Consider the following 13,112-nt stretch of genomic DNA (forward strand, 5'->3'; position numbering starts at 1 on the left):
GGCGCAACGACGGTTTGCTAGAAGTCGCCCCAGAGCTGCTGGGCGACGCTCAGGGCCACCACCGGTGCCGTCTCGGTGCGCAGCACGCGCGGGCCCAGGCGCGCCGGCGCGAAGCCGGCGGCCTGCGCCCGCGCCACCTCCGGCTCGCTCAGGCCACCCTCCGGGCCGATCAGGAAGGCCAGCGAACGGGGACGTGGATGCTCGGCCAGGGGCGCGGCGACCGGGTGCAATACGAGCTTGAGGTCCGCCTGGACGCCAAGCCAGTCCTCCAGCGCGACCGGCGCATGGATTTTCGGCAGCACCGAGCGACCGCACTGTTCGCAGGCGCTGATGGCGACCTGTCGCCAGTGCGCCAGGCGCTTGTCGGCGCGCTCCTCGTTCAGGCGCACTTCGCAGCGCTCGCTGAGCAGCGGGGTGATTTCGCTCACGCCCAGTTCGGTGGCCTTCTGCACCGCCCAGTCCATGCGCTCGCCACGCGACAGACCCTGGCCGAGGTGGATGGCCAGGGGCGATTCCGGCAGACCGGCGTGCACCCTGTCCAGTTGCACCCGGACCTGCTTGCGGTCCACTTCGATCAGCGTGCCGAGGTATTCCTGGCCGCTGCCATCGAAGAGCTGAACCGGGTCGCCGGTAGCCAGTCGCAGCACGCGGGCGACGTAGTGGGCCTGGGCATCGGGAAGCCGGTGTTCGCCGAGCGACAGCGGCATGTCGAGGTGGAAGCGGGAGAGGCGCATGGCTGAAGGGGGCTGGTGATGACCCGCGCAGTCTACCCGCTCGCGCGTCGCCCGGGCAGGTCAGCCCGGGTCGCGGTGGTTGGGGTGCAGGCCGCCCGGCACGCTGATGCTGATCGCCTCGCGGGTCGCCAGATCGATGCCCTCGGTGGCCACCTCGGCGAGAAAGTCGATCTGCTCGGGGGTGATCACGTAGGGCGGCAGGAAATACACCACGCTGCCCAGCGGCCGCAGCAGGGCGCCGCGGGTCAGCGCATGCTGGTAGACCTTCAGGCCCCGGCGCTCCTGCCACGGATAGGCCGCCTTGCTGGCCTTGTCGGCGACCATCTCGATGGCCAGCGCCATGCCGGTCTGGCGGACCTCGCCGACCTGGGGGTGGTCGGCGAGGTGGGCGGTGGCACTGGCCATGCGTTCGGCCAGCGCTCGGTTGCGCTCGATCACCCGGTCCTGCTCGAAAATGTCGAGGGTGGCGAGAGCCGCCGCGCAGGCCAGCGGGTTGCCGGTGTAGCTGTGCGAGTGGAGGAAGGCGCGCAGCGTCGAGTAGTCGTCGTAGAAGGCCTGGTAGACGTCCTCGGTAGTCAGGCAGGCGGCCAGGGGCAGGTAGCCGCCGGTCAGCGCCTTGGACAGGCAGAGGAAGTCCGGGCGGATGCCGGCCTGCTCGCAGGCGAACAGCGTGCCGGTGCGGCCGAAGCCCACCGCGATTTCGTCGTGGATCAGGTGCACCCCGTAGCGATCGCAGGCCTCGCGCAGCAGTTTCAGGTAGATCGGATGGTACATGCGCATCCCGCCGGCGCCCTGGATGAGGGGCTCGACGATTACCGCGGCGATTTCCCGGTGATGCTCGGCGAGGGCCTGCTCCATGTGCGCGAACATCGCCCGCGAATGCGCCTCCCAGCTGGTCCCTTCGGGGCGCAGGAAGCAGTCAGGGCTGGGGACCTTGAGCGTGTCGAGCAGCAACGCGCGGTAGGTCTCGGTGAACAGCGCGACGTCGCCGACGGACATGGCGGCGACCGTCTCGCCGTGGTAGCTGTTGGTCAGGGTGACGAAGCGCTTCTTCTGCGGCTGACCGCGGTTCAGCCAGTAGTGGAAGCTCATCTTCAGCGCGACCTCGATGCACGACGAGCCGTTGTCGGCGTAGAAGACGTGGTCGAGCCCCGCCGGGGTCATCGCCACCAGGCGCTCGGAAAGCTCGATCACCGGCTGGTGGGTGAAGCCGGCAAGGATCACGTGCTCGAGCTGGTCGAGCTGGTCCTTGATGCGCTGGTTGATTCGCGGATTGGCGTGTCCAAACACGTTGACCCACCAGGAGCTCACCGCGTCCAGGTAGCGCTTGCCGTCGAAGTCCTCGAGCCAGACGCCTTCGCCGCGCCGGATCGGCACCAGCGGCAGCTGCTCGTGATCTTTCATTTGCGTGCAGGGGTGCCACAGGACCGCGAGATCCCGCTGCATCCACTCCCGGTTCAGGCTCATGGGCCGGCTCCTCACATCGAATGGCGCCGGCAGCCTAACAGAGGCGGGCTGTCGGCAGGGACCCGGCAGCCACCATCTATCTTGTCAGTCGATGGTAAAGGATTAAATTTTTCGTTTTCTTCGTTGTTTTTGTCGTTAGGCTGGGCGCGTTTTCCGCCGTAAAGGACCGAGCGATGCAATGGCGTAACACTTCCGAACGATATGGCGTCGTCACTCTCTGCATGCATTGGGCGGTCGCCTTCGCCGTGTTCGGATTGTTCGGTCTCGGGCTGTGGATGACCGGCCTGGACTATTACAGCCCCTGGTACCAGACCGCGCCGTCGATCCACAAGGGCATCGGCATGCTGCTGCTGGGCCTGATGGTGCTGCGGGTGGTCTGGCGGCTGAGCACGCCCGCCCCGGACGGCCTGCCCACCCATGGCCGGATGACCCGCCTGGCCACGCGGCTGGGGCATGCATTCCTCTATGCCGTGCTGTTTGCCGTGATGATTTCCGGCTACCTGATTTCCACCGCCGACGGCCGTCCGGTGAGCGTGTTCGGCCTGTTCGAGGTACCGGCGACCCTGACCTCCCTGCCGCGGCAGGAAGATGTCGCCGGGCTGGTCCACGAATACCTGGCCTGGGCACTGGTCGTCTTCGCGGCGATCCACGCCCTGGCGGCCCTCAAGCACCATTTCATCGACCGTGACACGACGCTGCTGCGCATGCTCGGTCGTTCGTGACATCCTCTACCGTCAAAGGAGATTCCGATGCTCAAGAAGACACTCGCCGCACTCGTCCTCGGCGCCAGCGTGCTGGCCTCCCAGGCCATGGCTGCCGACTACGTGATCGACACCAAGGGCCAGCATGCCTTCGTCAACTTCAAGATCAGCCACCTGGGCTACAGCTGGCTGTACGGGACCTTCCGCGATTTCAGCGGCACCTTCAGCTTCGATGAGCAGAACCCGGAGGCGAGCAAGGTCGCGGTCACCATCCAGACCAAGAGCGTGGACACCAACCACGCCGAGCGCGACAAGCACCTGCGCAGCGACGACTTTCTCAGTGTCGACAAGCACCCGACCGCCACCTTCGAGTCGACGTCCGTGAAGTCGACCGGCGAGGGTACCGCCGACATCACCGGCAACCTGACTCTCAACGGCGTGACCAAGCCGGTGGTGATCAAGGCACGCCTGCTCGGCGAGGGCCAGGACCCCTGGGGCGGCTACCGTGCCGGTTTCGAGGGCAGCACCACGCTGCAGCTCAAGGACTTCGGCATCGACAAGGACCTCGGCCCGGCCTCGCAGTCGATCGAGCTGATCCTCTCGGTCGAGGGCGTACGGCAATAAGTGCGCCATCGCTGTAGCAGAACGCCGGCAGTAGCCGGCGTTCTGCTTTTGGTCGCGCGAAACGGATTGCCGCGCTGCCGAAAAGCCGCGCCAAGGCGGCTGCGACGCGGTCTGCGCCACATTTCCGCAATGTTCTCGCGGTTTACAGACAGGTTTGAATGTAAGTATATTCACGCGATTCTTTTCTCCCTCACGCCGGAACTGCCTGACGCAGGCATTGTCCCGCCCCCAAGAGGTTCGCTCCATGCAAGTCAAGCCAGCCCGCGCTGCCCTGCTCGCTTTCGTTGCCGCTGCCGTCCTGAGCGGGTGTGAAGAACAGACCCCCCCGCAGGCGGGGGCCCAGGCCAAGCCGAGAGTGGGGGTCGTCACCCTGGAGGCGGAACCCTTTGCGCTGACCACAGAGCTGCCGGGGCGTACCAGCGCCTACCGCGTGGCGGAAGTGCGGCCCCAGGTCGACGGCATCATCCAGAAGCGGCTGTTCACCGAAGGTACCGAGGTCAAGCAGGGCCAGCAGCTGTACCAGATCGATCCGGCCGTCTACGAGGCGACCTACAAGAGCGCCGAGGCGCAGCTGGCCTCGGCCAAGTCGCTGGCCGATCGCTATGCGCTGCTGGTCAAGGAGCAGGCGGTCAGCCAGCAGGCCTACGACGAGGCGCGCGCCGCCGCGCTGCAGGCCCAGGCGGAACTGGACCGCGCGCGCATCAACCTGCGCTACACCAAGGTGCTGGCGCCGATTTCCGGCCTCATCGGCCGTTCCGCGGTTACCGAGGGCGCCCTGGTCAGCAACGGGCAGGCGCAGGAACTGGCGACCATCCGCCAGCTCGACCCGATCTACGTCGACATCACCCAGCCGGCCCGTGACCTGCTCACCCTGCGCCGCGACCTGGAGGAGGGGCGCCTGGAACGCGCCGGGGACAATTCGGCCAAGGTCACCCTGACCCTGGAGGACGGCACCACCTACACCGCCGAAGGCAAGCTCGAATTCGCCGAGGTGTCGGTCGACCCGAGCACCGGGTCGGTGGTGCTGCGCGCCGTGTTCCCCAACCCCGATCGCCTGCTGATGCCGGGCATGTTCGTGCGCGCCAATCTGCTTGCCGGCGTGAGGAGCGAGGCGATCCTGGCGCCGCAGCAGGGCATCACCCGCAATCCGAGGGGCGAACCCATCGCCATGGTGGTCAACGAGCAGAACAAGGTCGAGATGCGGCCGGTGAAGACCGCTCGTGCGGTCGGTAACCGCTGGCTCGTCACCGAAGGGCTTCAGGCCGGCGACCGGCTGATCACCGAGGGGCTGCAGTTCATCCAGCCCGGCGTGGAAGTCGAAGTCGCTCCGGCGACCAACGTGGCGGCGCCTGCCGCCGCGGGCCAGGAGGGCTGAGGTCCAGACCATGTCCAGATTCTTCATCGATCGTCCGATCTTCGCCTGGGTCATCGCCCTGGTGATCATGCTGGCGGGCGGGTTGTCCATCCTCAACCTGCCGGTCAACCAGTATCCGAGCATTGCCGCGCCCGCCGTGGGCATCTCGGTCAGCTACCCGGGCGCTTCGGCGCAGACGGTGCAGGACACCGTCGTACAGGTGATCGAACAGCAGCTCAACGGCCTCGACGGCCTGCGCTACATCTCTTCGGAGAGCAACTCCGACGGCAGCATGACGATCACCGTGACCTTCGACCAGGGCACCAACCCGGACATCGCCCAGGTCCAGGTGCAGAACAAGCTGCAGCTGGCCACGCCGCTGCTGCCGCAGGAGGTCCAGCAGCAAGGCATCCGGGTGACCAAGGCGGTGCGCAACTTCCTGATCGTCATCGGTCTGGTGTCCACCGACGGCAGCCTGAACCAGAGTGACCTGGCCAACTACATCGTCGCCAACCTGCAGGATCCGATCTCGCGGACCAAGGGCGTCGGCGATTTCCAGGTGTTCGGCGCGCAATACGCGATGCGCATCTGGCTCGATCCGTCGAAGCTCAACAACTTCCAGCTGACCCCGGTGGACGTGCGGACGGCGATCCAGGCGCAGAACGTGCAGGTGTCGTCCGGCCAGCTCGGCGGCCTGCCGGCGATCGAGGACCAGCAGCTCAACGCCACCATCATCGGCAAGACCCGCCTGCAGACGCCGGAGCAGTTCCGCGAGATCCTGCTCAAGGTGCAGCCCGACGGTTCGCAGGTGCGCCTCGGTGACGTCGCGCGGGTCGAGCTGGGCGCGGAGAACTACAGCGTCAGCGCCAAGTACAACGGCCAGCCCGCCGCGGGCCTGGCGCTCAGGCTGGCGACCGGTGCCAACGCCCTGGATACCGTGAAGGGCGTCAAGGCCACGCTCGACGAACTCAAGCCGTTCTTCCCGCCGGGCGTCGAGGTGGTCTACCCCTACGACACCACGCCAGTCATCTCGGCCTCGATCGAAGGGGTGGTGCATACCCTGATCGAAGCCTTCGTGCTGGTGTTCCTGGTGATGTTCCTGTTCCTGCAGAACCTGCGGGCCACCCTCGTTCCGACCCTGGCGGTGCCGGTGGTGCTGCTCGGCACCTTCGGCGTGCTGGCGGCCTTCGGCTACAGCATCAATACCCTGACCATGTTCGCCATGGTCCTGGCGATCGGCCTGCTGGTGGACGACGCCATCGTGGTGGTGGAAAACGTCGAGCGGGTGATGCGCGAGGAAGGGTTGCCGCCGCGCGAAGCCACACGCAAGTCCATGGGGCAGATCCAGGGCGCGCTGGTCGGCATCGGCGTGGTGCTCTCGGCGGTGCTGCTGCCGATGGCCTTCTTCGGCGGTTCCACCGGGGTCATCTATCGACAGTTCTCGATCACCATCGTGTCGGCCATGGTGTTGTCGGTGCTGATCGCGCTGATCTTCACCCCGGCGCTCTGCGCGACCCTGCTCAAGCCGATCTCCAAGGGCGAGCACCACGCCAAGGGCGGCTTCTTCGGCTGGTTCAACCGTACCTTCGAGCGCGGCGTCAACGGCTACGAGCGCGGCGTGAAGGGCGTGCTCAGGCACAAGGCGCCGTTCCTGCTGCTCTATGCGCTGATCTTCGCGGCGATGGCGGTGCTGTTCGCGCGCATTCCCACCGCCTTCCTGCCGGAAGAGGACCAGGGCGTGCTCTTCGTACAGGTCATGACGCCGCCGGGCTCGACGGCCGGGCGAACCCAGCAGACCATCGATGCGATGCGCGAATACCTGCTGACCGAAGAAAGCGATACGGTCAGGTCGGTGTTCACCGTGACCGGCTTCTCCTTCGCCGGCCGCGGCCAGAACTCCGGCATCGCCTTCGTCAGCCTGAAGCCCTGGGAAGATCGGACGGATGCGAGCCAGAGCGTGTTCGCCCTGGCCGAGCGCGCGCAGCAGCATTTCGCCGAGTTCCGCGACGCCATGGTGTTCGCCTTCGCACCGCCGGCGGTGATGGAACTGGGCAACGCCACCGGCTTCAACCTGTACCTGCAGGATCGGGCTGGCGTCGGCCAGGAGGTGCTGCAGCAGGCCCGCGACATCTTCATCCAGGAGGCGAGCCAGAGTCCGGTGATGACCCGCGTGCGGGCCAACAGCCTGATGGACCAGCCGCAGTACAGGATCACCATCGACGACGAGAAGGCGCGGGTGCTCGGGGTGTCGCTGTCGGACATCAACAACACCATGTCGATCGCCTGGGGTAGCAGCTACGTCAACGACTTCATCGACAAGGGGCGGGTCAAGCGGGTGTACCTGCAGGGCGTTGCCGCCGCGCGGATGAATCCCGAGGACCTGGGCAAGTGGTTCGTGCGCAACGAGACAGGCGAGATGGTGCCTTTCGACGCCTTCGCCAGCGGCGAGTGGACCTACGGCTCGCCCAAGCTGTCCCGCTTCAACGGCGTCAGCGCGATCGAGATGCTCGGCGAACCGGCACCGGGCTACAGCTCGGGCGACGCCATGGCCGAGATCGAGCGCATCGCCCAGAAGCTGCCGGCCGGGGTCGGCTACTCCTGGACCGGCCAGTCCTACGAGGAGCGCCTGGCGGGCTCGCAGACCACCGCGCTCTACGCGCTGTCGCTGCTGGTGGTGTTCCTCTGCCTGGCGGCGCTGTACGAGAGCTGGTCGATCCCGTTCGCGGTGATCCTGGTGGTGCCGCTGGGCATCATCGGTGCCGTGGTGTTCACGCTGCTGCGCGGACTGTCCAACGAGGTGTTCTTCCAGGTCGGCCTGATCACCACCATCGGCCTGTCGGCGCGTAACGCGATTCTCATCGTCGAGTTCGCCAAGTCGCTGCACGAGCAGGGCAAGAGCTATTTCGAGGCGGCCATCGAGGCCAGCCGCATGCGTTTGCGCCCGATCATCATGACCTCGCTGGCCTTCATGCTCGGCGTGCTGCCGCTGGCCATCGCCGCGGGCGCGGGGGCGGGCAGCAAGCACGCCATCGGCACCGGCGTCATCGGCGGGATGTTGTCGGCCGCGGTGCTGGCGATCTTCTGGATTCCGCTGTTCTACGTCGCCATCGGATCCTTCTTCGAGCGACGCAAGCCCGACGAAGAGCGCCGGGCGGAGGAAACCCTATGAACAAGTCGTTGTTGACCCTGGCGCTGACCGCCGCGCTCGCGGGTTGTTCGCTGATCCCCGAGTATCAGCGGCCGGCGGCCCCGGTCGAGGCCAGCTGGCCGCAGGCCCTGAGCGAGGCCGGCGACGCCCAGGCGCTGACCCTCGACTGGCAGGCGTTCATCCGGGATCCGCAGTTGCGCCAGGTGATCGACCTGGCGCTGGAGAACAATCGCGACCTGCGCGCCGCGGCGCTGAACGTCGAGGCCTATCGCGCGCTCTACCGCATCCAGCGGGCGGAGATGCTGCCGCTGATCAGCGCCGATGCGGCCGGGTCGCGCACGCGCACGCCGGGCGACCTGTCGCAGACCGGCGAACCGACGATCAGCGACCAGTACAGCGCCACCTTCGGCGCCTCCTGGGAGCTGGACTTCTTCGGACGCATCGGCAGTCTGCGCGAGCAGGCGCTGCAGGAGTTCTTCGCCACCGACGCGGCGCGCTACGCCACCCGCATCAGCCTGATCGCCAGCGTCGCCAACGCCTGGATGACCTGGCAGGCGGACCAGGCGCTGCTCGAACTCACGCGCGACACGCTCGACGCCTATGAGCAGAGCCTGGCGCTGACCCAGCGGCGTTTCGACGTGGGGGTCGCCTCGGCGCTGGAACTGCGCCAGGCACGCACCTCGGTGGAAAGCGCACGGGTCAGCCTGGCGCGCTACAGCCGGCAGGTGCTGCAGGACCGCAACGCGCTGGCGCTGCTGGTCGGAGCGCCGCTGCCGGCCGGCGTGGCAGAGCCGACGTCGTTCGACCAGGCGCTGCTGGCGGACATTCCGGTCGGCCTGCCATCCGACCTGCTGTTCAAGCGTCCCGACATCCTCCAGGCCGAGTACGCCCTGCGCGCGGCCAATGCCAGCATCGGCGCGGCGCGGGCGGCCTTCTTTCCGCGCGTCAGCCTCACCGGTGCCGCCGGGGTGGCGAGCGACGAACTCTCCGGGCTGTTCGAGGGCGGTTCGCGCTACTGGACGTTCTCGCCGAGCATCAGCCTGCCGATCTTCACCGCCGGTGAGCTGCGGGCCAGCCTGGACTACGCCGAGATCAGCCGGGACGTGCAGGTGGCCCGCTACGAGCAGGCGATCCAGACGGCGTTCCGCGAAGTCGCCGATGGCCTGGCCTCCCGCGAGACCTACACCGAGCAGGTGCAGGCGCAGCGCGATCTGGTGGATACCAGCGCCGACTACTACCGGCTTGCCGAGCAGCGCTACCGCACCGGCGTGGAAGACTACCTGACGGTGCTCGATGCCCAGCGCCAGTTGTTCCAGGTCCAGCAGCAGCTGATCACCGATCGGCTCGCGCAGCTGGTCAGCCAGGTCAACCTCTACGTGGCCCTCGGCGGGGGCTGGACGCCGGAGGATGCTCCGACGCAGGCGACCGCTGCGGATTGATCCGTACCCTGTCACCCGAGCATGAAGAAAGCCGCCAACTGGCGGCTTTCTTCAAGGATCGCGCTTTCTCGGGAAGCAAGGATTGACACCGGACTGGCAAGTTTGGGTGCGTCCCCAGCTCGTCTAGGCTTGCACCTTGGCGATCAGGACGATTACTGAGTGTGCCGATACACCGGGTTTCGGCCCCCCGGCCGAGTCACTTTCTTGTTGCTTGCCCAACAAGAAAGTAACCAAAGAAGAAGGGCACCCGACATCCGGGTCTGTCCGCTGTGCGGCCAGACTTCCCTCGCTCCGGTGCCGCTCCGGGGGCCGTCACGAAGGGGCGTCCCTGCCCCTTCGTTCCTCGCTCGGCGTCCATGCCTCGCGTCCCCCTGCGCAACACCTCCACTCGGCCTCCTGACGGGGAATGGAGTCCGAGTCGCCTGGAAGATCAAGAATTTGCTTTTGGCTTTTGCTTGATGCGCGAACTATCCTTCAAACTTGCCAGTCCGGTATCAAGCCACCATGTCCCCATGAAAGAAGAACCCGAAATCTTTTTTTCATGGGATGTGCCGTCCTGAACAGGGCTTGTACCCGTTACAGGCCGGCACGTCGCTTCAGCGGTTGCGCGTCAGCAGGGCGGGGCGCTCGGTGCGCGGCTTGGCCGGCAACTGCTCGAGCTGTTCCAGGCTGGGCAGGCGGTCGAGCTTGGACTCCTTGCGCATGATTACCGGCTTGCGCGTGCTGGTGCCTTGCGTCACGACCGGCAGCCCGGCTTCCAGCGCCTGCATGCGATCGACCGACTCCGAGCGGCGCTGCGGCTGGCCGCCACGCCCCTGGCCACCGCGTGGCTGGCCCTGGCCCTGGCGCTTGCCGGCCGGCTTGCCCTTGCTGCCCGCTGCGCTGCGCGGCGCCGCGGCCGCGCGCGGCTGGCTGCTCGGCTGGCCGGTACGGGCGCCATTGCTGCTGCGGCGACCGCGACCCTGCGTCTTCCCTTCGTATGGGCTGACGTAGTCGACGCGGTTGCCGAAGTTGTCGATCTCGTCATCGAGGAATTCCTCGGGATCGCGATCAGCCGGCAGCCGTGGTGGCCGGTTCACGGGCTGCTGGGCCGGTTCGGCCTGTGCGATGCCCTTGCCCTTGTCCTTGCCGCGACGGCGGCGGTTGCGGCTGCTCTTGCCGTCCTTGCGCTCGCCCTGCTCCTGCGGCTGTTCCGCCGCGGCGCGTTGCGCTTCGGGCTTGCGCTCGCCCCGTGCCGGGCGCTCGCCGCGCGGCTTGCGGGCCTGGCGCGGTTCGCGAGGCTCGCGGGTCTCGGGTTTTTCCGCTTCGACGGCCTCGATGTCGAAGCCGAGGAAATCGCCGCTGGGGATCTGCTGCCTGGTCAGCCGTTCGATGGCCTTGAGCAGCTTCTCCTCGTCCGGAGAGACCAGCGAGATGGCTTCGCCGCTGCGCCCGGCGCGGCCGGTGCGGCCGATGCGGTGGACGTAGTCTTCCTCGACGTTGGGCAGCTCGAAGTTCACCACGTGCGGCAGCTGGTCGATGTCCAGGCCGCGCGCGGCGATGTCGGTGGCCACGAGGATGCGGATGGCGTTGGCCTTGAAATCGGCCAGGGCCTTGGTGCGCGCGTTCTGGCTCTTGTTGCCGTGGATCGCGGCAGCCGGCAGGCCGTGCTTGTCGAGGTACTCGGCCAGGCGGTTGGCACCGTGCTTGGTGCGGGTGAATACCAGCACCTGCTCCCAGGCACCCTGGGTGATCAGGTGGGCGAGCAGGGCACGCTTGTGGCTGGCCGGCAGGCGGAACACGCGCTGCTCGATGCGCTCGACCGTGGTGTTCGGCGGCGTCACCTCGATGCGCTCGGGGTCGCGCAGCAGCTTGTTCGCCAGGTCGGTGATGTCCTTGGAGAAGGTCGCCGAGAACAGCAGGTTCTGGCGTTTGGCCGGGAGCCTGGCGAGGACCTTCTTGACGTCGTGGATGAAGCCCATGTCGAGCATGCGGTCGGCTTCGTCCAGGACGAGGATTTCCACGCCGGACAGGTCGACGCTGCCCTGGCCGGCGAGGTCGAGCAGACGGCCCGGGCAGGCGACCAGCACGTCGAGGCCCTTGGCCAACGCCTGGACCTGGGGATTCATGCCGACGCCGCCGAAGATGCAGGTGCTCTTGAGCGGCAGGTCGCGGGCATAGATCTTGAAGCTCTCGTGCACCTGGGCAGCGAGCTCGCGGGTCGGGGTCAGTACCAGGACGCGAGGCTGGCGCGCGGTCAGCGGCCGGGTGCGCGTCTGGCTGCCCTGGGGGAACAGCAGTTCGAGAACCGGCAGGGCGAAGCCGCCGGTTTTACCAGTGCCGGTCTGTGCGGCGACCATCAGGTCGCGGCCCTGCAGCACGGCGGGGATGGCCCGCTGTTGCACGGGCGTAGGCTGGGCATAGCCAGCAGCCTCGACGGCACCGGCTAAAGCCTCGGAGAGACCGAGGGAAGCAAAGGACATGAGAAATCCTGTCTTGTAGGGCGAGGCCCGGGGATGATCAAGCCCGGCTCGAACCGCGCGGCCTTCGATAGTGGGCGCGGTCCCGTCCGGTCCTGCCATGTGGGAATGACATCCGGACGTAAGCCTGGCGGCAGTGCGGAGTATAACAACGCCGCATTGGTTGGACAGTGTTGCAGGTTCGGCGTTCATTCGCCAGCCCCCCGTGCGCGGGAGGCCGGCGAAGGCTCAGGGGCGCAGCCCCAGGTTACGCCAAACGGCCAGGCTCGGTTCGGCCTGGTTGAGCGTGTAGAAATGCAGCCCGGGTGCGCCGCCGGCAAGCAGGCGCTCGCACATCTCGCTGATCACCTGGGTACCGAACGCCTGGATGGCGTCGGTATCGTCGCCATAGGCTTCGAGCTGCTTGCGGATCCAGCGCGGGATTTCCGCACCGCAGGCATCGGAGAAGCGCGCCAGCTTGCTGTAGTTGGTGATCGGCATGATGCCGGGGATGATCGGCAGGTCGACGCCGGCCGCCTGCACGCGGTCGACGAAGTGGAAGTAGCTGTCGGCGTTGAAGAAGTACTGGGTGATGGCGCTGCTGGCGCCAGCCCGCGCCTTGCGCAGGAAGTTCTTCAGGTCGTCCTCGAAGCTGCGCGCCTGCGGATGCACTTCCGGGTAGGCGGCGACCTCGATATGGAAATGCTCGCCGGTCTCGGCGCGGATGAATTCCACCAGCTCGTTGGCGTAGCGCAGCTCGCCACTGGCCATGCCCATGCCCGACGGCAGGTCGCCGCGCAGGGCGACGATACGGCGGATGCCGGCGTCCCTGTAGGTGGCCAGCAGGCTGCGCAGCTCGGCCTTGCTGTCGCCGACGCAGGACAGGTGCGGCGCGGTCGGCACCTTCACCTCGCCGTCGAGCTGCAGCACGGTGTTCAGGGTGCGGTCGCGGGTCGAGCCGCCGGCACCGTAGGTGCAGGAGAAGAAATCGGGATCGTGCTCGGCCAGCAGGCGGGCCGTGGCGATCAGCTTTTCATGCCCGGCTTCGGTCTTGGTGGGGAAGAATTCGAAGCTGATGGAGGGGCGTGGTTGGGGTGTGTTCATGGCGAATCCAGGGGCTGTCGGGCAGATGCTGCCCGAGACGTCCTATCGCTGGAGGCCGGAGGCGAGAGGCCGGACGAAAAGGCAGCTCTGTGCCGCTCTTCCG

9 protein-coding genes are annotated in these 13,112 nt (G+C 67.1%); 5 read left to right on the plus strand and 4 right to left on the minus strand.

Going from position 1 to position 13,112, the window contains the following annotated elements:
• Positions 1 to 17 precede the first annotated feature (17 nt).
• Positions 18 to 734, minus strand: coding sequence for a 16S rRNA (uracil(1498)-N(3))-methyltransferase (locus H610_RS0103775; protein WP_028238441.1), 717 nt, complete (start codon positions 732 to 734; stop codon positions 18 to 20).
• 60 nt (positions 735 to 794) lie between these two features.
• Positions 795 to 2,201 carry an adenosylmethionine--8-amino-7-oxononanoate transaminase gene (locus H610_RS0103780; protein WP_028238442.1) on the minus strand — a complete coding sequence of 469 codons (1,407 nt, stop codon included), beginning with the start codon at positions 2,199 to 2,201 and terminating at the stop codon, positions 795 to 797.
• A 173-nt stretch (positions 2,202 to 2,374) separates the two neighbouring features.
• On the opposite strand from H610_RS0103780, the gene H610_RS0103785 reads away from it, so the two are divergent.
• From H610_RS0103785 to adeC, 5 genes are all read left to right on the plus strand, one after another.
• Positions 2,375 to 2,923 carry a cytochrome b gene (locus H610_RS0103785; RefSeq protein ID WP_028238443.1) on the plus strand — a complete coding sequence of 183 codons (549 nt, stop codon included), beginning with the start codon at positions 2,375 to 2,377 and terminating at the stop codon, positions 2,921 to 2,923.
• A 27-nt stretch (positions 2,924 to 2,950) separates the two neighbouring features.
• A complete protein-coding gene (locus H610_RS0103790; RefSeq protein ID WP_028238444.1) occupies positions 2,951 to 3,526 on the plus strand; it encodes a YceI family protein in 576 nt (191 codons plus the stop codon).
• 244 nt (positions 3,527 to 3,770) lie between these two features.
• Positions 3,771 to 4,901 (plus strand): efflux RND transporter periplasmic adaptor subunit, encoded by a 1,131-nt coding sequence (locus H610_RS0103795; protein WP_028238445.1) that lies wholly within the window; start codon positions 3,771 to 3,773, stop codon positions 4,899 to 4,901.
• 10 nt (positions 4,902 to 4,911) lie between these two features.
• On the plus strand, positions 4,912 to 8,049 hold the full coding sequence (locus H610_RS0103800) for an efflux RND transporter permease subunit (RefSeq protein ID WP_028238446.1): 3,138 nt from the start codon (positions 4,912 to 4,914) through the stop codon (positions 8,047 to 8,049).
• Entirely contained in the window at positions 8,046 to 9,467 is a 1,422-nt protein-coding gene (gene adeC / locus H610_RS0103805) for an AdeC/AdeK/OprM family multidrug efflux complex outer membrane factor (protein ID WP_028238447.1), read from the plus strand. Before H610_RS0103800 ends, adeC begins: the two co-directional genes overlap by 4 nt.
• Positions 9,468 to 10,063: 596 nt before the next feature.
• Here adeC and H610_RS0103810 read toward each other — a convergent pair.
• Positions 10,064 to 11,929, minus strand: a complete 1,866-nt coding sequence (locus tag H610_RS0103810; protein ID WP_028238448.1) for a DEAD/DEAH box helicase — start codon at positions 11,927 to 11,929, stop codon at positions 10,064 to 10,066.
• A gap of 225 nt (positions 11,930 to 12,154) precedes the next feature.
• On the minus strand, positions 12,155 to 13,009 hold the full coding sequence (gene metF / locus H610_RS0103815; RefSeq protein ID WP_028238449.1) for a methylenetetrahydrofolate reductase [NAD(P)H]: 855 nt from the start codon (positions 13,007 to 13,009) through the stop codon (positions 12,155 to 12,157).
• Positions 13,010 to 13,112: the final 103 nt, after the last annotated feature.

It is taken from the genome of Stutzerimonas azotifigens DSM 17556 (assembly GCF_000425625.1).
Classification (GTDB): domain Bacteria; phylum Pseudomonadota; class Gammaproteobacteria; order Pseudomonadales; family Pseudomonadaceae; genus Stutzerimonas; species Stutzerimonas azotifigens.